The sequence below is a fragment of the Luteimonas arsenica genome (assembly GCF_004352825.1).
Taxonomy (GTDB): domain Bacteria; phylum Pseudomonadota; class Gammaproteobacteria; order Xanthomonadales; family Xanthomonadaceae; genus Luteimonas; species Luteimonas arsenica.
The window spans coordinates 1,243,508-1,264,351 of the sequence record NZ_SJRW01000002.1; the positions used below are offsets into that span (position 1 = coordinate 1,243,508).

17 protein-coding genes and 1 tRNA gene are annotated in these 20,844 nt (G+C 71.2%); 10 read left to right on the forward strand and 8 right to left on the reverse strand.

Annotated features, from left to right (window positions below):
• Positions 1–8 precede the first annotated feature (8 nt).
• The gene (locus E2170_RS13375; RefSeq protein WP_165942239.1) at positions 9–1,757 is read right to left on the reverse strand and encodes a DUF1800 domain-containing protein; all 1,749 of its coding nucleotides are present in this window, start codon (positions 1,755–1,757) and stop codon (positions 9–11) included.
• 127 nt (positions 1,758–1,884) lie between these two features.
• Positions 1,885–3,288, reverse strand: coding sequence for a GntP family permease (locus E2170_RS13380; protein ID WP_133001100.1), 1,404 nt, complete (start codon positions 3,286–3,288; stop codon positions 1,885–1,887).
• Between the two features lie 169 nt (positions 3,289–3,457).
• Here E2170_RS13380 and E2170_RS13385 point away from each other — a divergent pair, with 169 nt between their 5' ends.
• The 3 genes from E2170_RS13385 to E2170_RS13395 all read left to right on the forward strand — a co-directional run bounded on the left by E2170_RS13385 (position 3,458) and on the right by E2170_RS13395 (position 9,703).
• Entirely contained in the window at positions 3,458–5,716 is a 2,259-nt protein-coding gene (locus E2170_RS13385; RefSeq protein WP_133001101.1) for a TonB-dependent receptor, read from the forward strand.
• A 104-nt stretch (positions 5,717–5,820) separates the two neighbouring features.
• Positions 5,821–9,165 carry a hybrid sensor histidine kinase/response regulator gene (locus E2170_RS13390; protein ID WP_133001102.1) on the forward strand — a complete coding sequence of 1,115 codons (3,345 nt, stop codon included), beginning with the start codon at positions 5,821–5,823 and terminating at the stop codon, positions 9,163–9,165.
• A gap of 52 nt (positions 9,166–9,217) precedes the next feature.
• Positions 9,218–9,703 (forward strand): NUDIX hydrolase, encoded by a 486-nt coding sequence (locus E2170_RS13395; RefSeq protein ID WP_133001103.1) that lies wholly within the window; start codon positions 9,218–9,220, stop codon positions 9,701–9,703.
• 51 nt (positions 9,704–9,754) lie between these two features.
• On the opposite strand, the gene E2170_RS13400 is transcribed toward E2170_RS13395, so the two are convergent.
• Both E2170_RS13400 and E2170_RS13405 read right to left on the reverse strand, forming a co-directional pair.
• Entirely contained in the window at positions 9,755–10,426 is a 672-nt protein-coding gene (locus E2170_RS13400) for a response regulator (RefSeq protein WP_133001104.1), read from the reverse strand.
• 25 nt (positions 10,427–10,451) lie between these two features.
• On the reverse strand, positions 10,452–11,255 hold the full coding sequence (locus E2170_RS13405; protein ID WP_133001105.1) for a 3-hydroxybutyrate dehydrogenase: 804 nt from the start codon (positions 11,253–11,255) through the stop codon (positions 10,452–10,454).
• 139 nt (positions 11,256–11,394) lie between these two features.
• Between E2170_RS13405 and E2170_RS13410 the strand changes: the two genes are divergently transcribed.
• The 7 genes from E2170_RS13410 to E2170_RS13440 all read left to right on the forward strand — a co-directional run bounded on the left by E2170_RS13410 (position 11,395) and on the right by E2170_RS13440 (position 17,828).
• A complete protein-coding gene (locus E2170_RS13410; protein ID WP_243708171.1) occupies positions 11,395–13,269 on the forward strand; it encodes a D-(-)-3-hydroxybutyrate oligomer hydrolase in 1,875 nt (624 codons plus the stop codon).
• A 79-nt stretch (positions 13,270–13,348) separates the two neighbouring features.
• Positions 13,349–13,969, forward strand: coding sequence for a CDP-alcohol phosphatidyltransferase family protein (locus tag E2170_RS13415; protein ID WP_133001106.1), 621 nt, complete (start codon positions 13,349–13,351; stop codon positions 13,967–13,969).
• A 61-nt stretch (positions 13,970–14,030) separates the two neighbouring features.
• Complete coding sequence (gene phaE / locus E2170_RS13420) at positions 14,031–15,443, forward strand: class III poly(R)-hydroxyalkanoic acid synthase subunit PhaE (protein WP_133001107.1); 1,413 nt, start codon at positions 14,031–14,033, stop codon at positions 15,441–15,443.
• A gap of 1 nt (position 15,444) precedes the next feature.
• Positions 15,445–16,509, forward strand: coding sequence for a class III poly(R)-hydroxyalkanoic acid synthase subunit PhaC (locus E2170_RS13425; RefSeq protein WP_133001108.1), 1,065 nt, complete (start codon positions 15,445–15,447; stop codon positions 16,507–16,509).
• A complete protein-coding gene (locus E2170_RS13430) occupies positions 16,506–16,706 on the forward strand; it encodes a PspC domain-containing protein (protein ID WP_133001109.1) in 201 nt (66 codons plus the stop codon). Before E2170_RS13425 ends, E2170_RS13430 begins: the two co-directional genes overlap by 4 nt.
• Complete coding sequence (locus tag E2170_RS13435) at positions 16,703–17,182, forward strand: hypothetical protein (protein ID WP_133001110.1); 480 nt, start codon at positions 16,703–16,705, stop codon at positions 17,180–17,182. Before E2170_RS13430 ends, E2170_RS13435 begins: the two co-directional genes overlap by 4 nt.
• Before the next feature lie 250 nt (positions 17,183–17,432).
• Positions 17,433–17,828 carry a hypothetical protein gene (locus E2170_RS13440; RefSeq protein WP_133001111.1) on the forward strand — a complete coding sequence of 132 codons (396 nt, stop codon included), beginning with the start codon at positions 17,433–17,435 and terminating at the stop codon, positions 17,826–17,828.
• A 53-nt stretch (positions 17,829–17,881) separates the two neighbouring features.
• Here E2170_RS13440 and E2170_RS13445 read toward each other — a convergent pair whose 3' ends face one another.
• From E2170_RS13445 to metX, 4 genes are all read right to left on the reverse strand, one after another.
• Positions 17,882–18,679 carry an NRDE family protein gene (locus E2170_RS13445; RefSeq protein WP_133001112.1) on the reverse strand — a complete coding sequence of 266 codons (798 nt, stop codon included), beginning with the start codon at positions 18,677–18,679 and terminating at the stop codon, positions 17,882–17,884.
• Positions 18,680–18,868: 189 nt separating this feature from the next.
• Positions 18,869–18,955, reverse strand: a tRNA-Leu gene (locus tag E2170_RS13450).
• A 42-nt stretch (positions 18,956–18,997) separates the two neighbouring features.
• Positions 18,998–19,600 carry a cysteine dioxygenase family protein gene (locus E2170_RS13455; RefSeq protein ID WP_207914983.1) on the reverse strand — a complete coding sequence of 201 codons (603 nt, stop codon included), beginning with the start codon at positions 19,598–19,600 and terminating at the stop codon, positions 18,998–19,000.
• A 91-nt stretch (positions 19,601–19,691) separates the two neighbouring features.
• Positions 19,692–20,807: a homoserine O-acetyltransferase MetX gene (metX, locus tag E2170_RS13460; RefSeq protein WP_133001113.1), complete on the reverse strand. Its 1,116-nt coding sequence runs from the start codon at positions 20,805–20,807 to the stop codon at positions 19,692–19,694.
• Between the last annotated feature and the right edge of the window lie 37 nt (positions 20,808–20,844).

Below are 20,844 nucleotides of genomic sequence, written 5' to 3' on the forward strand. Positions count from 1 at the left end.
CGGAATCCTCAGCGGGTGGCGAATTCGGGCGACATCAGCAGCAGCGAGACCATGCTGCGCAGGCGGTCGTGGTTGTAGTGCGCCCGGAGGTCGCTGCCGCTCCAGGTATTGCTGTCGGCGATGACGTAGGACGAGGACGCGCCCTGGGCCATGAAGGCGCGCAGCATCTGCAGCCGCGCCGGCGCCGGCGGCCGGCCCAGCAGGCGCAGGCACCAGAAGTCGACCAGGTTGGCCGCGGTCCAGCTGGCGACGCCCGCGCGGCTGTCCTCGACGACGGGCAGCAGGCGCTGGTCGTCGTCGCTGGTCTCGGTGAGCCAGGACAGCATCCGCCAGGTCATGCCGAAGCTGTTCGCACCCGACCAGGCATCGGCGTCGTCGGCATAGCCGTTGGGCGCGGGCCAGTCGTAGGGCACGTGCCCGGTGCCGGCCAGGCGCCACATGAATCCGTCGCCGTGCGCGTGCGCCGGGCGCAGCGTGTACGTGCTGCCGGCCGCCCGCAGCGCCGCGGCGATCACTTCCGACGGCCGCCGGCGCTTGCCCTGGCGCGCCTCGCGCACCTCGGGCGAGCGCAGGATGTGGCGCAGCACCACGCGGATCTGGTCGGCGTCCTGCCAGCGCTGGCGGAACAGCGTCGCCGCGCTCTCCACCAGCGATGCCGGCGCGGCATCGCCCGCGAAGTGGTGCACCAGCTTGCGGCAGATGAAGCGCGCCACGCGCGGGTGGCTGGCGATGCGGTCGAGCACGTCGCGCCCGTCCTTCATCGCCGGCTGCTCGGGCGGCAGGTACATGCCGAGCACGAACTTCGGACCGGTGTCGTGCCAGGCCGCGCGGTAGACGAAGCTGCCGTCGTTCTCGGACGGGTACTGCCAGTGGCCGTTGCGCAGCGTCCAGCCTGTGAACGCGGCCGCGGTTTCGTAGACGTCGACGTCGGTGTAGCCGATGGGGTAGGAGGGATCCTCGGGACAGGGCGGAACCTGCCCGGGATTCATGAAGCCCAGGTAGTTCTCGGCGCCGAAGGTGTGCAGCTCCAGCAACTCGCGGGCGAAGTTCTCGTTCGGGCCGGAGCGCGTGTTGGAGCGGTTGTCGAGGTAGTACAGCATCGCCGTGCTGGACGCGACCGCCTCCAGCATGGCGCGGAAGTTGCCCAGTGCCCGGGGGCGGATGACGTCGCGGCTGTGGTGCACGAACACCGGGCCGGCGTCGTAGTCGCTGCCGGTGACGTGGAAATGATCGTGCCAGAACGTGGTCATCCGTTCCTGCAGTTGCCGCTTCGAGAACGCAGCGCGCATCACCGAGGCGCGCTGCGATTCCCAGGCGGGGAGCATGCGCACTTCCCAGGGCGCGCCGCTGGCGACGTGGTCGGCCCAGAGCTGGGTGAGGCTCTTGCCAAGGGTGGTGTAGCCGGCGCTGGACAGGCGCGCGTCCATGGCGGAATCGTCGATCGATTCCCAGGCCAGCTGCTGCTCGACCAGGGCCTCGTAGCGCGCGATGTCGTTCCCGCCGAGCGCGTTGAAGGCCTCGCGGGCGCCGGGGAAGATTCCGTAGCCAAGCCGGCTCCACGCGCGGACCCAGGCCGGCGCCGGCGGCAGGTGGACGGTGGGTTCGCGCAAGCGGTCGTCGACATCGCCGGGACCGTTGCCGGGCGGCGGCAGGATGGGCCCCGGGCGCAGCGCGGCGCGGCCGATCTCCTGGCCATAGCGCTGCTCCAGCAGGCTGTCGATGGAAATACGGCCCTTGGCCGCCCTGGTCACTGGCATGGTGTCCCCCGACTCGATCATCGCCCCAGAGGCGACTATCGCCCATGGCCGAAGGCGGGGCTGTGACCGCCGGCAGGGATCGGGCCGGCAACCCGGCTTCGGGGCGGCCTTCCCGGCCGCGGCGGACTCAGACCCAGCCGAAGGCGTAGAACAACCCGATGATCACGAACACCGCCAGCGTTTTGATGATCGTGATCGCGAAGATGTCCTTGTAGGCCTGGCGATGGGTCAGGCCGGTGACCGCGAGCAGGGTGATCACCGCACCGTTGTGGGGCAGGGTGTCCATGCCGCCCGATGCCATCGAGGCCACGCGGTGCAGCACCTCCATCGGGATCCCGGCGGCGTTGGCATTGGCAATGAAGGTGTCGGCCATCGCCGCCAGCGCGATCGACATGCCGCCCGAGGCGGAGCCGGTGATGCCGGCCAGCGCGGTGACCGTGACCGCCTCGTTGATCAGCGGGTTGGGGATCGACCCCAGGGCACCGGCGACCAGCAGGAAGCCGGGCAGGGCGGCGATCACGGCGCCGAAGCCGTACTCGGAGGCGGTGTTCATCGACGCCAGCAGGGCACCGCCGATGGCCGACTTCGTGCCTTCGGCGAAGTGCGCGAACACCGTCCTCCAGGCGAAGGCGAGCACGGTCAGGATGCCGATCAGCAGCGCGCCCATCACCGCCCAGATCGCGGCGATCTTCGCCACCTCCTGCACCACCGGGGCGGGGTTGCCGATCACCGCCGGGATGAAGCTGTGGCTGTCGCCGTACCAGCCCGGGATCAGCCGGGTCAGCACCAGGTTCGAGACGCCCACCATGACCAGCGGCAGCAGCGCGATCAGCGGATGGGCGAGCTTCTCGCCGCTGAAGGGGGCGGGTTCGTTGAGCAGGGTGGCCGGGTCGCCGTAGCCCTCGCCGGCGGCCTGGGCCACGCGCCGGCGCCAGTTGAGGTAGGCCAGGCCGAGGACGAGGATGAACACACCGCCCAGCGTGCCCAGCACCGGCGCCGCCCAGGTGTCGGTGCCGAAGAAGGCGGTCGGGATGATGTTCTGGATCTGCGGCGTGCCCGGCAGCGCGTCCATGGTGAAGGTGAAGGCGCCCAGCGCGATGGTGCCGGGGATCAGTCGCTTGGGGATGTTGCCCTGGCGGAACAGCTCGGCCGCGAACGGGTACACCGCGAACACCACCACGAACAGCGACACGCCGCCGTAGGTCAGCAGGGCGCAGACGATCACGATCGACAGCATCGCCCGCTGCGCGCCGACCACCCTGATGGTGGCCGCGACGATCGCCTCGGAGAACCCGGAGATCTCGATCAGCTTGCCGAACACCGCGCCCAGCAGGAACACCGGGAAATAAAGCTTCAGGAACCCGACCATCTTGTCCATGAACAGGCCGGTGAACATCGGCGCGACCAGCGACGGGTCGGTCAGCAGCACCGCGCCGAGCGCTGCGATCGGCGCGAACAGGATCACGCTGTGGCCGCGGTAGGCGACGTACATCAGGAACACCAGCGCGGCCAGCACGATCAGGAACGACATCGGACACCCTTGCGATCGTGCGGCGCACGACTCCACGGCTGACAGTGTTCCCGCCGGCCGCAGTCGCGGCCCATTGTCCGAAGGTACGATGCCGCCGCGGGCACCCCCTCCCTAGTCTTGGCAGCACGCGGCAAACGGCCGCGAGCACACGAGCATTCCAGGGGACACCATGAAGCCTGCCCACCTCCGCGCCACCACCCTCAGCCTGGCGATCGTCATGGCCCTGGCCGCACCCGGCCTGCATGCACAGGACGCCGGTGCCGCCGATGCTGCTCCCGCAGCCAGCGCCACCGACATCGACGGCATCACCGTCACCGCCCGCCGCCGCGTCGAATCCATCATGGACGTGCCGGTCGCGGTCAGCGCCTTCGGCGAGGAGCAGCTCAAGGACCTCCAGGCCAGCGACGTCACCGGCCTGCAGGGCGCGGTGCCCAACCTCAACATCGTCCAGGGGCGCGGTTCGGCGAACAGCACCAACATCTTCATCCGCGGCATCGGCCAGCCCGACGCGCTGCAGAGCTTCGACCCGGGCGTGGGCATGTACGTCGACGACGTCTACTACTCGCGCATCAACGGCTCGATGTTCTCGCTGTTCGACGTCCAGCAGATCGAAGTGCTGCGCGGGCCGCAGGGCACGCTGTACGGCAAGAACTCCACCGGCGGCGCGATCAAGGTCACCACCCGGGATCCCTTCGACCACAGCGGCGGCGCGGCCGAACTGACCATCGGCGACTACGGCCGCCAGGAAGTGCGCGCCTACTACAGCGGCCAGCTGAGCGACACCGTGGCCGCCAGCATCGCCGCGGCCTCGATCCGCAACGACGGCTACGTGCGCGACACCGACACCGGTCGCCACTACAACAACGATGACACCCAGGCCATCCGCGCCAAGATCGCCTTCCAGCCCAGCGACACCTTCCGCGCCACGCTGTCGTTCGACCACACCGAACAGGACGTGGCGCCGACGCTGGGCCGGCCGATGGCACCGCTGCTGCAGACCGACCTCGGCTTCGGTTCGATCGTGGTGCTGCACCCCGGCGAGACCGGCGAGTGGAACCACCGCTCGCGGACCTCGTTCCTGCCGCCGGGCCACGGCCAGGTGATGGAGAGCGCCGGTGCCTCGCTCGCCATGGAGTGGGACTTCAGCCCGCAGTGGCTGTTCAAGAGCATCACCTCGTACCGCCAGCTGGAGACGAATTCCTTCATCGATATCGACGCCAGCGAGTTCGAGCTCGGCGACGTGCTGGTCGCACTGGACCAGGACCAGTTCAGCCAGGAATTCCAGCTCCAGTACGACAACGGCGGCAACCTGCAGGCGACGTTCGGCGCCTACTACATGAAGGAGGACGTGCCGTCCTACCAGGAGGCCTATGCGGACGATCTGTTCGCGCTGTTCGGCACCCCGATCGCGTTCCTTCGCACCATCGAAGACGACCTGAGCACCACCAGCGTGGCCGCCTTCGCCCACGCCAACTGGGAGTTCGCCCCGACCTGGACGCTGGCCGCCGGCGTCCGCTGGACCCGCGACGAGAAGGAGTACGACCGCAGCACCAGCACCTTCTGGGGCGCGCCCTTCTCCGGAATCAACGAGACCGTGGCCTTCCAGGCCAAGGCCAGCTGGACCGCGGTAACCCCCTCGGTCAGCCTGCAGAAGGCCTTCAGCGACAACGTGATGGGCTATGTCTCCGCCAACCGTGGCTTCAAGTCGGGTGGCTTCAACGGCCGCGCCAACACCGTCTACGACACCCAGCACGCCAAGTTCGACCCGGAATACGTCTGGACCTACGAGCTCGGCCTGAAGGCCGCTTCCGACGACGGCCGCCTGCGCGGCAGCGTCGCGGCGTTCAAGAGCGACTACAAGGACTTCCAGGCCCGCGTCTCGCAGGACGTCGGCACCTTCCCGGTGCTCAACGCCGCCGAGCTCGACATCGTCGGCATCGAATTCGAGGGCAGCGCCCGCTTCGGCGAAGCCAGCGTGCTGAGCGCGCAGCTCGGCTGGCTGGATGCGGAATACGACCGCTTCGACGACTTCCGCCTGGATCCGTCCTATCCCGGCTACGATCCCAACCTCAACCATGACCACGTGCCGTTCTCTCCGGAGATGACCGCGCGCATCGCCTTTCAGCAGGGCTTCTCGCTGGGCGACGCCGGCAACCTCGGCGTCGGCGTGGACGCCTCCTACCGCAGCAAGACCTGGCTGTCGGTCGACAACCGCGACGTGCTCAGCCAGGGCGCCTACACCCTGTTCGGCCTGTTCGGCGTGTGGGATTCGCCGCAGTACGTCTGGCAGGTGCGCGCCGGCGTGCGCAACCTGACCGACGAGGTCTACAAGACCGAAGGCCAGGAGTTCGCCAGCGTCGGCAACATCCAGACCGCCTACTACGGCCTGCCGCGCAACTGGTACCTGTCGGTGCGTTACAACTTCTGATCCCTCCCGGAACGGTTGGACCAGGGCAGCGGCGGGCTTCGGCCCGCCGCTGCGTTATGCTCGATCCGCACGATTGAAGGCGGCTGGATGGGGGACACGGGGCAATGCTGAGCGTCGGCGTGGTGGTCACGGCGGCGGCGCTGTGGCTGGTGCTCCTGTTCGGGGTGGCCGTGTACGCCGAGCGCCACCCCGGCGCGCTGTCACGCCACTGGCGCCACGTCTACGCGCTGTCGCTGGCGGTGCACTGCACCTCGTGGACCTTCTACGGCACCGTCACCCAGGCCGCGCGCTACGGCTGGCCGCTGCCGCCGACCTTCCTCGGCGCGATCGTCTTCTACATCGTGGCCTTCGCCTTCATGGTGCGCCTGGTGCGGCTGGCGCGGGAAAGCAACGCCACCTCGATCGCCGACCTGATCGCCACCCGCCTGGGCAAGGACCCGTGGCTGGCGGCGGTGGTCACCCTGGTGGCGCTGCTGGGCATGGTTCCCTACATCGCGCTGCAGCTGAAGGCGGTGACGATGAGCTTCGCCACTCTGACCTCCAGCGCGGGCGTGGCGGACACGGTGGCGCCGTGGCGCGACGGCGCGCTGTACGTGGCGCTGGCGATGGCGGTGTTCGCGATGGCCTTCGGCACTCGCCGTGCCAGCGCCGCCGAGCACAACCGCGGCCTGGTCATGGCGATGGCCTTCGAATCGGTGTTCAAGCTGCTGGCGATGCTGGCCCTGGGTGCGCTGGTCTGGTTCGGCCTGGGCGAGTTCGACGTCGTGGCGCCGCCGCGCCCGCCGGAGCCGGTGGGCGGCTTCATCCCGCTGGTGCTGCTGGGCGCGCTGGCGATGTTCATCCTGCCGCACCAGTTCCACGTCGGCGTGGTCGAATGCCGCGACGAGCGCGACGTGCGCACCGCGCGCTGGCAGTTCCCGCTGTACCTGGTGCTGATCGCGCTGCCGACCCTGCCGCTGGCGCGCGCGGGCACCGCGCTGCTGGGCGACAGCGTGCCTGCGGACATGTACGCGCTGGCGCTGCCGGCGGCGCTGGGGCATCACGGGCTGGCGCTGTTCGCCTTCCTCGGCGGCCTGAGCGCGGCCACCGGCATGGTGGTGGTCAGCACCCTGGCGTTGAGCCTGATGATCGGCAACCACTGGTTCGCGCCCGGCCTGCTGCGCGGTGCCTGGGCCGCGCGCCGCGACGGCGGCGACCATCGCGGCGCGCTGCTGGCGCTGCGCCGCGGCGGCATCCTCGCGGTGATGCTGATGGCCTGGGCCTACAGCCGCGTGATCGGCGGCAGCGAGGCGCTGGCCGACATCGGCGCGGTCTCGTTCTCGGCGCTGGCGACGCTGGCCCCGGCGCTGTTCTGCGCGGTCTGGCGCACGCGCACGCCGGCGACGGCGGCGGCCTGGGGCGTGGTCGCGGCGTTCCTCGCTTGGGCCTGGGTGATGCTCTCGCCGATGCTGGTCGAGCTGGGCGGCGGCGACGGCGCCTGGCTGCACGGCGGGCCGTGGGGAGTTGCCTGGCTGGCGCCGGAGAGCATCTTCGGGCTCACCGGCTGGAGCCGCCTGGGACGCGCGGTGGGCGTGAGCCTGTTCGCGGGTGCCGCGGTCACGCTGTCGCTGTCGGCCTGGCTGTCGGCGCCGGACCGCGACGTGGCCCGCGGCTCCGACCTGCGCACCCTGCGCCATGCCGGCCGCCGCTTCCTGCCGGCGCGTGCGGTGGATGACCTGCTGCGCGGCGCGCCTTCCAGCGGCCCGGTGCCGTCATCGATCGAGGCCCGCTTCGAACGCGAACTGGCCGCGGTGCTGGGCAGCGCCTCGGCGCGCCTGCTGCTGGATGCCGCGCGCCGCGAGGCCGGGCCCGACCTCGACACCGTGGCCGAGATCGTCGGCGAGGCCTCGCAGGACCTGCGCTTCAACCAGCGCGTGCTGGAAGCGGCGCTGGAGAACATGAGCCAGGGCATCAGCGTGGTCGATCGCGAACTGTGCCTGGTGGCCTGGAACCGCCGTTACGCGGAGCTGTTCGGCTATCCGCAGGGCCTGCTGCGCATCGGCGTGCCAGTGGCGGAGCTGGTGGCGTACAACCTGGGCCGTGGGCTGGTGGCGGGCGTCGACGGGCGCGTGGATGCCGAGGCGGACAAGCGGCTGCGACACATGCGCGCCGGCACGCCCTACGTCAGCGAGCGCGTGTTCCCCGACGGTGGCATCGTAGAGATCCGCGGAAACCCGATGCCCGGCGGTGGCTTCGTCGCCACCTTCACCGATGTCACCGACTTCCGCCGCGCCGAGGCCGAGCTCAAGCGCAGCAACGAGACGCTCGAACAGCGGGTCGAGGAGCGCACGGCAAGCCTCGACCAGGCGCGGCGCGAGGCGGAGCGGGCCAACGAGGCCAAGAGCCGCTTCCTGACCGCGGTCGGCCACGACCTGCTGCAGCCGCTGCACGCCGCGCAGCTGTTCACCGATGCGCTGGGGGAGCAGGTGGCGGGTGCGCAGCGCGTCCAGCTGGGGCAGATCCGCGGCGCGCTGGATTCCACCACCGACCTGCTGACCGGCCTGTTCGACATGGCGCGGCTGGAAGCGGGCGGGCTGGTGCCGCAGCCGCGCGACTTCCCGCTGGCCGAGGTGCTGGAGCCGCTGGCTTCGGAGTTCCGCGCGCTGGCCGGCGACCGCGGCCTGCGCTTCGACCACGTCGCCAGCGCCGCCTGGACCCACAGCGACCCGCAGCTGCTGCGCCGGGTGCTGCAGAACTTCCTCGCCAATGCTGTGCGCTACACGCCGGAAGGCCGCGTGCTGCTGGGGCTGCGTCGCGCGGGCGGGGCGCTGCGGATCGAGGTGCACGACACCGGGCCCGGCATCGAGCCCGCGCAGCAGGCGCTGATCTTCGAGGAGTTCCGCCGCGGCGAAGGCGTGGGCGGGCAGGGCTTGGGCCTGGGGCTGGCGATCGCCGAGCGCATCGCGCGCCTGCTGGGCTCGCGGGTGGCGCTGCGCAGCCGTCCCGGGGTGGGCACCGTATTCTCGATCGCGCTTCCGGCCGTGCGCGCGCCGGCGCAGGCGGTCGCAGCGCCCGCCGGTCGCGCCGGGCTGGCGGGTGCCCACGTGCTCGTGCTCGACAACGACCCGCTGGCGCTGGACGCGCTCGCAAGCCTGCTGCGCGGCTGGGGCTGCAGCGTGGACGCCGCCGCCGATGCCGAAGCCGCGCTGGCCGCGCAGACCGCGCGCCCGGCCGATCTCTGGCTGCTCGACTACCACCTCGACGACGGCGACACCGGCATCGAGGCGTGGCGGCGGCTGTCGGCGCGGCACGGCGCGGTGCCCGTGCTGGTGCTCAGCGCCGACGCCACCGACGCGGTGCGTCGCGAGGTGGCCGAACACGGCCTGGGCCTGCTGCAGAAGCCCGTCCGGCCGCTGGCGCTGAAGTCGATGCTGGGACGGATGCGGATCACGCGCGGGGCCGCGGACTGATCCACGGGCCCGGCCGCCTACAATGTGCGGCTTTCCGCCTGCCGCAGTACCGATGCCCTATACCCCGATCCTCGCGACCCTCGGCTACGTGCTCTCGCCCGACGGCAGGCGCGCGCTGATGATCCACCGCAACGCGCGCCCCGGCGACCAGCACCTGGGCAAGTACAACGGCCTGGGCGGCAAGCTCGAGGCCGCCGAGGATGCGCTGGCCGGCCTGCGCCGCGAGCTGCGCGAGGAGGCCGCGATCGAGTGCACGCGCGTCGAGCTGCGCGGCACCATCAGCTGGCCGGGCTTCGGCAAGCAGGGCGAGGACTGGTTCGCCTTCGTCTTCCTGGTCACGGAATTTAGCGGCACGCCGCCGGCGGCGAATCCGGAGGGCACGCTGGAGTGGGTCGATGTCGAGCGCCTCCTCGAGCTGCCGCTGTGGGAGGGCGACCGCCACTTCGTGCCGCTGGTGTTCGACGGCGATCCGCGGCCCTTCCATGGCGTGATGCCGTACCGCGACGGGCGCATGCAGTCCTGGTCGTTCTCGCGCTGAAAGACCGGCCGGCGGAACGGGTGCGCGCGCCGTCAGCCATGCGTCGCGGACTCAGGTGCTGGCTTCGACCTGCCGCGCCGGATCACTGAGTTCGAGTCCTCGCAGGATCACGCCCGCCTGCGTGCGGTTGCGCACGCCGAGCTTCTCGAAGATCGCCGACAGGTGCGCCTTCACCGTGCGCTCCTGCACGTCCAGGCGGTCGGCGATCTGCTTGTTGAGCAGGCCGTCTGCGACCAGCGCCAGCACCCGGAACTGCTGCGGGGTCAGGCTCGCCAGGCGCGCGGCAAGGTCGGTGTCACCGGGCGATGATTCCGCGCGCGCCACGGCGCCGCGCAGCGCCGGCGGCAGCCACTCCTCGCAGGCGAGCACGCTGCGGATGGCGTCGCGCATCTCGTCCAGCCCGGCGCTCTTGGGGATGTAGCCCGCGGCGCCGTGGTCGAGCGCGCGGCGCACCACCTGCGGATCCTCGTTGGCCGACACCAGCACCACCGCCACCGCCGGGAACTGCGCGCGGATCGCGGCCAGGCCGGCGAGGCCGTGGTTGCCCGGCATGTGCAGGTCCAGCAGCACCAGGTCGATGTCCGCGCGCGACTCCAGCGCGGCCAGGGTGTCGTCCAGCGTGCCGGCCTCGATCACGGCGGTGCCGGCCTCGGCCTCCACCGCGGCACCGCGCAGGGCGGCGCGGAACAGCGGGTGGTCGTCGGCGATGAGCAGGGTGGCCATGGCGGGTTGGTGGGCGCGTGGCCGCTTATTGCGTGGTCCAGCCGCCGTCGACCGGGAACGAGGCGCCGGTGACGTTGTGCGCCTCGCGGCGGCACAGCCAGGCGGCCAGCGCGCCGATCTCGGCGGGGAGCGTCATGCGCAGGCTCGGCTGCTTCTCGGCCACCAGCGCGCGCACGCCGTCGTCGCGGCTGCCGCCGTTGCGGCGGGCCTCGATCTGCGGCTCGATCAACGGCGTTTCCACCCAGCCCGGGCAGATGCAGTTCACGGTCACGCCGCCGCTGTCGCGGCTGCCGGCCGCGGCGTATTCCAGCGCCGCCACCTTCGACAGGCCGACGATGCCGTGCTTGGCGGCGACGTAGGGCGCCTTCTCCTTCGAAGCCACCAGGCCGTGCACCGAGGCGATGTTGACCACGCGGCCGTAGCCGCGCGCGGCCATGCCCGGCAGCGCCGCGCGCATGGTGTGGAAGGCGGCGCTGAGGTTGATGGCGATGATGTCGTTCCACTTGCCCACCGGCATCTCCGCGAGCGACGCGGTGTGCTGGATGCCGGCGTTGTTGACCAGCACGTCAATGGGGGACCAGGCGTCGATCCCGGCCATCATCGCGGCGATGGCGTCGGGGTCGCGCAGGTCGGCATTGAAGTGGCGGGCGTCCTCGCTGCCGGCCTTGCGCACCGCGTCCAGCGCGGCATCGACCTGGGCTTGGTCGCCAAGGCCGTTCACGGCGATGCGCGCGCCGGCCTCGGCCAGCGAGCAGGCGATGGCCAGGCCGATGCCGGAGGTGCTGCCGGTCACCAGCGCGGTGCGGCCGGAAAGGAAGGTGTCGGTCATGGCGGCTTGGAATGCGGTGCGGTGGGGACCACCACGGTAGCAAATCGATGCCTTGTCTCCCTGCGTACAAAAGTACGATGCCGCCGCCACGGGCGACTGCTACGGTGCAGGGCATTCCCGGTACCCTGAGGTGGCTTCCGTGCGCCAGAACCTGCACCACACCCCGACCGCGCCGCGGGCGCTGCTGCTCGCCGCCGCGACCCTGGCGCTGGCCACGCTCGCCGGCTGCGCCGCGACCCCCGATCGCAGCACGGCCGCCGCCGCCGCGGCGGCCACGGAGACCCTGATGTTCGAACACGCGCGCAGCAGCATCCACCGCGACGGCGACGACCTGCTGACCGCCGGCCTCGGCATCGACGGCCTGCGCCAGATGGTGCCGCCGGCCTTCGCCGACGCCGAAGCGCCGACCGCTGCGGAACTGCGCCGCCGCGCGCTGTGGAGCAACTGGCGCGGCATCGCCGACCTCGGTCCCGGCGGCGGCTACGGCACGCTGTACGGCAGCGTGGCCCAGGTGCCCGGGCGCGAATTCTCGGCCTATGCGACCGTCCCTGGCGCGAAGCACCCGCACCGGGTGCTGGTGCAGCTGCCCGATGCCTTCGATGCCGCGAAGCGCTGCGTGCTGGTCACCGCATCCTCGGGTTCGCGCGGCATCTACGGCTCGATCGCCGTCGCCGGCGCCTGGGGCCTGCCGCGCGGCTGCGCGGTGGCCTATACCGACAAGGGCAACGGCAGCGACTATTTCGACCTTGACGCGGGCCTGGGCTTCGGCGCCGACGGCCGCGCCGTCGCGCGCGACGCCGCCGACATCGCCTTCGCCCCGGAGGCGGCCGCGGGTGCCTCCGGCGTTGCCTTCAAGCACGCGCATTCGAAGGACAACCCGGAGGCCGACTGGGGCCGCCACGTGAAGCAGGCCGCGGAGTTCGCGCTGCAGGCGCTGGACGAGGCGCTGCCGGCGCAGGCGCCCTTCACCTTCGACAACACCCGCGTGATCGCGGTCGGTATCTCCAACGGCGGCGGCGCGGTGCTGCGCGCGGCCGAGCTGGACGGCGACTGGCTGGATGCGGTGGTCGCCGGCGAGCCCAACGTGTACGTCGAAGGGCAGGGCAGCCGCGCGCTCTACGACTACACCACCGAGGCCGCGCTGCTGATGCCCTGCGCGCTGCTGGCCGTCGACAACCTGCCGCAGCCGCCGCTGCTCGACCAGGTGAAGCCGCTGTACGCCGCGCGCTGCGCCTCGCTGGCGGCGGAGGGCGTGCTGTCGGGCGCGGACACCGCCGCGCAGGCGCGCCAGGCCCGCGACCTGCTCGAGGCCGCCGGCTGGACCGCCGAGGCGCTGCGCGCCGGCGCGCTCTCCGCGGGCTTCGACCTGTGGCGCGTGGTGGCCGCGACCTATGCCAGCGCCTACGGCCGCTACGGCGTGGGCGAGGGGCCGTGCGGATTCTCCTTCGCCGCCCAGGGCAGCGACTTCGTGCCGCGCCCGGCCACCGCCGCCGAGCGCGCGACCTGGTGGCCGGATGCCAGCGGCATCCCGCCGGGCTCGGGCGTGGGCCTGGTCGATGCCGGCATCGCGCCGCCCGACCTGACGCTCAAGGGCCTGCAGTGCCTGCGCGGCCTGTGGACGGGCGACGGCACCGACGCCGACCGCGTGCGCGCAGGCATCGCCGCCACCCGCGCCGCGCCGCCGCGCGAGGGCCTGCCGGTGGTGGTGGTGCACGGCCTCGACGACGGTCTGATCCCGGTCGCCTTCAGCAGCGCGCCCTACGTCGCCCATGCACGCGCCGCCGGCCGCGACGTGCGCTACTGGCAGGTGCGCAACGTGCAGCACTTCGACGGCTTCCTGGCGCTGCCCGACTACGGCGCGCGCTACCTGCCGCTGCTGCCGTACGTCTACGAGGCGCTGGAGCGGGTCGATGCGCACCTCGACGGGGCGGCGCTGCCGCCCGACGCCGTGATCGACGCGACTCCGCGCGGTTCGGCGGCGCTGGAGGCTTCGCACCTGGCAATGCCGCGCTGAGCCGGGGCGTGGCGGCTTGCACCCGCCGTGACGGCGGGTTTGGCATGCTGCAGCCTTCCCAGCGCCTCCCGGAACGCCGATGACCCGCCAGCGCCACTTCTCGATGCTCCGCGACTTCCACCTCGCGGACTGGTTCACCCTCGCCAACGCCTTCTGCGGCACCGGCGCGATCTTCGCCGCGATGCGCTACCTGCAGGAGGGCGGCGTCCGCGACCTGCTGCTGGGCATGGCGCTCATCCCGCTGGCCTTCGTCTTCGACGCGCTCGACGGTCGCATCGCGCGCTGGCGCAAGGTCGCTTCGACCCTGGGCCGCGAGCTGGATTCGCTGGCCGACGTGATCTCCTTCGGCGTCGCCCCGGCCGCGCTCGGCTACGCCTGCGGCCTGCATGGCGGCTGGGACTGGATCGTGCTGAGCTTCTTCGTCGGCTGCGGCGTCAGCCGACTGGCGCGCTACAACGTCACCGCCGAGACCCTGACCGACGGCGGCGACAAGGTGAAGTACTTCGAAGGCACGCCGATCCCGACCAGCGTCGCCATCGTCATGCTGCTGGCCGTGGCCGCCTGGCAGGGCGCGATCGGCGATGCCATCTGGCTGGGCCAGTGGCAGATCGGGCCGTGGCAGCTGCACCCGCTGGTGCTGGTGTATGCGCTGTCGGGCTCGCTGATGATCAGCAAGACCCTGCGCATCCCGAAGCCCTGAACCGGCGCTGGCGCCGCCATCCCCGGTTGCTATGATCGGAGCGAATGGAAGGAGGCGCGTGATGCTGGGCAACAGGCAGGACGATTTCGAGTCTCTGGCGCGGCGCTACTGGGCCGCCTGGGGCGACGCACTGCGCAACGCGGTGCCGGGCGCGGGCGCCATCCCCGGCATGGGAGGGCCGCAGCACGCCTCGCCGCTGGGCGCGGAGGCCTGGCAGGAGTCGATCGACTGGTGGACGCGGCTCGCGCACGGCGGTCGCAGCGAGGCCAACGACGCGCTCGCACACTTCAACCGCCAGGCGCGGCAGTGGTACGCGCGCATGCAGGAGGTCGCCGCGCGCTTCGCCGGGCAGGAGGCCACCGCGGTCGACGTCGCCCGCGCCTGGAAGGAGGCGCTGGGCGCCAGTGGCGAGAACCCCTTCCCGGAAATGCTGCGCAGCCTGCGCGGCCACCACCTGCAGGGCCTGGAGCAATGGGTGGAGGACGCCTCGCCCTGGCTTGATTCGATCCGCGACGAAGGCCTGTCCTGGCTGCGGATGCCGGCCTTCGGCGCCGGCCGCGAGCACCAGGAGCGCCTGCAGCGGCTCGCGGCGCACGTGGCGGAGTACCACCAGGCCTCCAGCGCCTACGGCGCGCTGATGGCCAAGGCGCAGCAGGAGGCCTTCGCGATCTTCGAGAACCGGCTGATCGACCACGAGGAGCCGGGGCGCCAGCTCCAGTCCGGGCGCGCGCTGTTCGACCTGTGGATCGACGCTGCCGAGGAAGCCTATGCCGAGGTCGCGCTGTCGCCGGAGTTCCGCGAGGTCTACGGCAACCTGGTGAACGCGCAGATGCGCGTGCGCGCCGGCGTGCAGCGCATGGTCGAGGACGCCTGCGCGCAGTTTGGGATGCCTACCCGCACAGAGCTCGACGGCGCGCACCGCAAGCTGGCGCAGCTCGAGCGCGAGGTGCGGCGGCTGCGTGATGCCGCCGGGCGGATGCATGGGCAGGGCGTGCCGCAGCGCGTCGCGGCGCCTGCGCGACGCCCTGTACGGGCGGCCGCTGCCACCGTCGATGTCGTGGAACCCGCAGTCGACGAAGCGGTGGCGGCACGCCGCGTAGCCAGGCCCGCGAAGAAGGCGGCGAAGAAGCCGGCGAAGCGGACTGCAAAAGCGACGCCAAAGAAGGCAGTGAAGAAGGCAGCAAAAAAGGCTGCGAAGAAGCTCGCGAAGAGGCCTGCAGCGCGCACGGCGAAGAAGCCTTCCACAAAGGCCGCCGCGAAGACGGTGAAGGCCGCCGCGAAATCCCCGGCGAAGACGGCCGCCAAAAAAGCCGCGAAGCGCGCCGCGCCCGCAGGCACCATGGCCGGGCGCGGTGCGCGCCGGCCATCCGCGCGCGCCGGCTTCGGCGGCGCGATCGCCGGCAGCATCCCGCGCGCGCCCGAACCCATGGCATCGAAATCGGCGAAGAAAGCCGTGAAGAAGGGGAAGCGCTGACATGTACGGTCCGCTCAACATCACGCCCGCAGGGCTTGCCGAAGAGGCGGTGCGCCTGCAGCAGAAGCTTGCCGCCGGCCTCCAGGTGCTGCGCGAGGTCGACGACGTCGACTTCGGCGCCACGCAGCGCGAAGAGGTCTGGCGCGACGGCAAGGTCGTGCTCTACCGCTTCGTCGGCGAGCGCGAACCCACCGCCCGCGTGCCGCTGCTGATCGCCTACGCCCTGGTCAACCGTCCCTACATGGTCGACCTGCAGGACAACAAGTCGCTGGTGCGCCAGCTGCTTGCGCGCGGCCAGGACGTCTACATCATCGACTGGGGCTATCCCGACCGCTCCGATCGCTTCCTCGAGCTCGAGGACTACATCGAACGCTTCATCGGCGGTGCCGTCGACCACCTGCGTGAAGCGCACGGCGTCGACGCGGTCAACCTGCTCGGCATCTGCCAGGGCGGCGCGTTTTCCCTCAGCTACGCCGCGCTCAATCCGGAGAAGGTGCGCAACCTGATCACCATGGTCACGCCGGTGGACTTCCATACGCCGGACAACATGCTGTCGAACTGGACCCGCGGCATGGACGTCGACCTCTTCGTCGACACCCTGGGCAACGTACCCGCGGACCTGATGAACATGTGCTACCTCACGCTCAAGCCCTGGCGGCTGTTCGTGCAGAAGTACGTGGGCATGGCCGACATCCTCGACGACAAGGCGGCGATGGAGGACTTCCTGCGCATGGAGAAGTGGATCTTCGATTCGCCCGACCAGGCCGGCGAGGCCTTCCGCCAGTTCATCAAGCAGTACTACCAGGGCAACGGCTTCGTGAACGGCGGCATCGAGATCGGTGGCCGCGAGGTGCACCTGGGCATGGTCGAGATGCCGGTGCTCAACATCTACGCCGAGCAGGACCACCTGGTGCCGCCGGCGGCGTCGAAGGCGCTGGGCGGGCTGATCGGCAGCAACGACTATTCGGAGCTGTCCTTCCGTGGCGGCCACATCGGCATCTACGTCTCCGGCCGCGCGCAGAAGGAAGTGCCCGACGCGATCCATGGCTGGCTGGCGCAGCGATGAGCGCCACCCATCCCCGGCTCAGCCGTCCGCTCGACGACCGCGTGCTCGCCGGCGTGGTCGGCGGCATCGCGCGCCGCTTCGGCTGGAACTCGACCCTGCTGCGCGTGCTCTACGTGGTGTTCTCGGTGCTGTCGGCGGCCTTCCCGGGCATCCTCGTCTACGTGGTGCTGTGGCTGCTGATGCCCGAGGAGGGGTGAGCTCGGCCCCATGGCGCGCGCTGCGCCTGGTCGCCGGCGTCCTCGGCGTCTTGTGGGCGCTGCCGTACACGTTGCCCGGCCTGCTGGCCGGCCTGTCAGCGCTGCCCTTCGGTGCCCGCATGCGCCTGCGCGGGCGCGAGCTGGCCCTGGTCTTCGATGCCGTGCCGTTCGGACCGGGCGGCGCGCTCACGCTCGGCAACGTCATCCTGCACACTGGCGACAGCATCGACTGCGACTGCCTGACCTATGCCCATCGCGCCGGCCTGTGCGAACAGCCCGCGGTGCGCCTGGTCGATCACGAACGCGCGCACGTGCTGCAGTACATGGCGCTCGGGCCGCTGTTCCTGCCGCTGTACTTCCTGTGCGGCGGCATCAGCGTGCGCAACCGCTTCGAGCGTTCGGCCGACCGCTACGCGCTCACGGGCCGTGGCTGGTGGCCCTGGCCGGCGCCGCCGACGAACGGTCGGCTCGATTGACGTTCCGCTAACGGCCGCTGCGCTAGAGTCGCAACCGTCGAAGAAAAAGCGGAAAAGGCTGACAAAGCCCCTACGCAATCGCTTCGACGAAGGAAGGCTCAGCCGACCGGGGAAACCCGGGCGACTGGGCCTTTCGCATATGCGCCGATCGCGCCGCCAGTGCGGTCGCGCGCGTCACGCGACCTCGGGTTTACCCCAGGCCTGGCCGTTCGCGGGACGCGCTACTCTGGCGTCCTTCAGGAGGCCATCCATGCGCCCAGTCCGCCCGCGCGACGAGTCCAGTCCCTGGTCGTTCTTCCTGCCGATGCTGCTTGCGGTGGCGCTGGGCATTCTCCTTGCCGATATCGTCCGTCACGTCGCGGGCGCCGCGTTCGGCAGCGACGAGGAGACGGCGGTGAAGACGGCCGCCGCTGTGTCGGATCCCGAGGTGGCCGAAGAGGATTCGTTGGCCAGCGATGCCGCGATGGTCACCGTCGGCCAGAGCAGTGGCGGCGAGGTGGTCCTGCTGCCCGGTCCGGTAACCGCGATGCGCGAGGGCGCCGAGCGCGCCTGCATCAACCACACCATCGCGCTGCGCCGGCCCAATGGCTGGGAGCAGGGCCTGGAGGACAACGCACCGCTGCGCTGCCGCGCCAGTTCGCCCTGAGCAGGCGGCCGTCGACGCGACCTTCGTTCAGCGGCGGGACCGGGGGCAGGCGCTCAGTCGCGGCACAGCGGGATCCTCGCGATGCCCTCGCCGGCGCGGACGCCACCGGGGTCATGGCGCCGCTCGGCGAACAGGATGTGATCGGAGGCCACCAGCACCACGCTGCTGCAGCGCGTGCCGTACTCCGGCCCGCTGACGAAGGGCGGCGACAGCGCGCGTTCCAGCGCGATCCCCACGCCGGTGTCGGGCAGGGCTTCGTCCGGCGCGACGCGGCTGTCGGCGAGGGCGGCGAACAGCGGTTCCAGCGCGTCGATCGAGGTGGTTGGAGCGTCGAGGCCAGGCGTTGTGGCGAGCCAGGCTTCCAGCGCCCGCGTGGCCGCCACGCTTTTCGGCCACGCTGCGTCGAAGGCCCCGTTGGACATCGCGTGCATGCCTGGTGATACGGCTGCGTGCCGGATGCCCGGATGGTTGCTGGCGTGGACCAGCGCGTCGCCGTCCCAGAACAGCGCGTTGAAGTGTCCGTAACCCGGTGACGAACCAGGCCCGGCGGCGAAGGCTCCGGCGCTTTCCCGGCCCCGGACGAAATCACGCACCAGCCATCCCCGCGACTGTGGCTGCGGGGCCAGGCCGTTGCGCCCGTCGCGGACATTGGTGACGGCCGCCAGCCGGCCACGGCTGGAGACCTGCAACCAGCCGCCGCCCTGCACGAGGTCGCGGCCGCCGTAGACGGAAGGATCTTCGGGATCGATGCCGGCCGCCGCCGTGGGACGGGCGTGGAACTCGTCACGGTTGGCGGCGATGGCAAGCAGCCAGCGCGGATGCTGGCGCCATGCGAGGGCGATCAGGCACATGCGGCCATGATAGGCCCGGGAGAGACGGGGTTCCGGCCCAGCACCGCGACCAGAGGCCACGGCCGCAGTTCCATATAGGCGGCGCGCCGTCCGTTGGTGCGCTGTGCTGCCGGAGAGGCGAGCATGCGCCGTCGCGTGAGGGGCCGGTATCGGGACAGGTCCCGGGTGGGGGTCAGGAAACCCCTAGGGTGGTGCCGGAAGTGGGACTCGAACCCACACGCTTTTAAGGGCGGCGGATTTTGAGTCCGCTGCGTCTACCGATTCCGCCATTCCGGCGCGGGCGCCAAGTATAGCGGCAGCGGCCCGCGCGTCCGCGCCTCAGGCCGCCTGGTCGGTGGCCAGGGTGTTGTCCACCCGCCGGTACCACTCGCCCGAACTGGACTCGAAGCGTGAGCACTGCTCCAGCGGCGCCTGGTAGACGTGCAGAGATACTGCGATGGCCGCGGCATCGGCGTTGCGGATGGTGTGGTACTCGTGCGGCGGGATCAGGCTGCCGGCGCTGCCCGGGCCGGCCTGGATGCCGCCGGCGGAGCGGAAGCGGAAGCGTTCGCCATCACGCTCCAGCAGTTCGAACTGGGTGATTTCGAGTTCGCCGGCCCACACGCCTTCCACGCACCAGCAGCCGTCGTGGTCGTGGATCGGCGTGCCCTGGCCCGGGCCCCAGGTCATGGCGACGACGCTGTAACCGTGCTCCGGGCTGCGGTACAGCTCGCGGCGGGCGTAGTGGTCGGCGATCGGCTCGTGGACGCAGTCGGGCAGGCGCACGGCGGGATCGCGGATCAGGCCGCACATGATACTGCGCAGGGCGGCGGTGACGGCGTGGCAGTCGCCAGCGGCCAGGGCCTCTTCGATGCCCGCGACCAGCCTGTCGCGGCCGGGGAAGGGGATGTCGGGCAGGGCGCCGTGGTTCGGTTCGCTCATGGGGCAAGTGTACGCCGCGAAGGCTGGCGTCTGCGCCGCGCTGCAGCACCGGCCGCCGCTGCCGCGGTGCCTGCGGAAGGCCGTGGGCCGCTCAGAGCGCGGCCAGGAAGCCGCCCACCGCCGGCGAGAAACGAGCGAAATCGACCAGGAAGGCGTCGTGGCCCTGCGGGGACTCCAGCGGCAGGAAGCTGGCCTCGGCGCCGCCGGCGCGCAGGCCGTCGGCGATCTCCTGCTGCTGCTGCAGCGGGAACAGGATGTCGGTGTGGACGCCGATCGCCAGCGCGCGCTCGATCCGGATCTTCGCCAGGCCCTCGGCCGTGGTGCCCCCGCAGGATTCGCCGATGTCGAACCAGTCCATGCTGCGGCTGAGGTAGAGGTAGCAGTTGGGATCGAAGTTGCGCACGAAGCGCCGCGCATGCGCCTCGAGGTAGCTTTCGACCTCGAACTCCAGGCCGAAGGGATCCTCGTCGTCTCGTCGGTCGGAGTCCAGGCGCACGCGGCCGAAGCGGCCGTCCCATTCCAGCGCCGAGCGGTAGGTGATGACGCCCAGCTTGCGCGCCATGCGCATGCCGCTTTCGGGGTAATGCGCGTCGTCGTAGTCGCCGCCGTTCCATTTCGGGTCGAGCCGGATGGCTTCGCGCTGCAGCGAGCGGATCGCGATCGAGAACGGCAGCGCGCGCGCGGCGCCGGAGATGTTGACGTGACTGCGGGCGATGCCGGGGTGGCGGGCCAGCAGCGCCAGCGCCGCCATGCCGCCCATGGAATTGCCGATCACGCAGGCCAGGCGTTCGATGCCGAGCGCACGCACCACGTGCGCAGCGGCGTCGGCCACGTCCTCGATGGCGACGTCCGGGAAATCGAGGCGCCAGGGCTGGCCGCTGTCGGGATCGATCGAGGCCGGGCCGCTGGAGCCCTTGCAGCTGCCCAGCGAATTCACGCAAACCACGTGCCAGCGGCCGGTGTCGATGGCCTTGCCTGGCCCGACCATTGCCTCCCACCATCCGGGCGAAGGGTCGGCTTCGTTCGCAGCCGCGTGCGCGTCGGGCGACAGGCCGGTCAGGATGAGGATGCTGTTGTCGCCGGCGGCATTGCGGCGGCCCCAGGTCTCGTAGGCGATGCGCCCGTGCTGCAGGGCGCCGCCGCGCTTCATGGCGAACGGCGACGGCAGCTCGATCCAGCGCGTGCCCGGCGGGATGAATTCGGTCATGGCGGCAAGTTTACCGGTGCCGTGGACGGCCACGGTG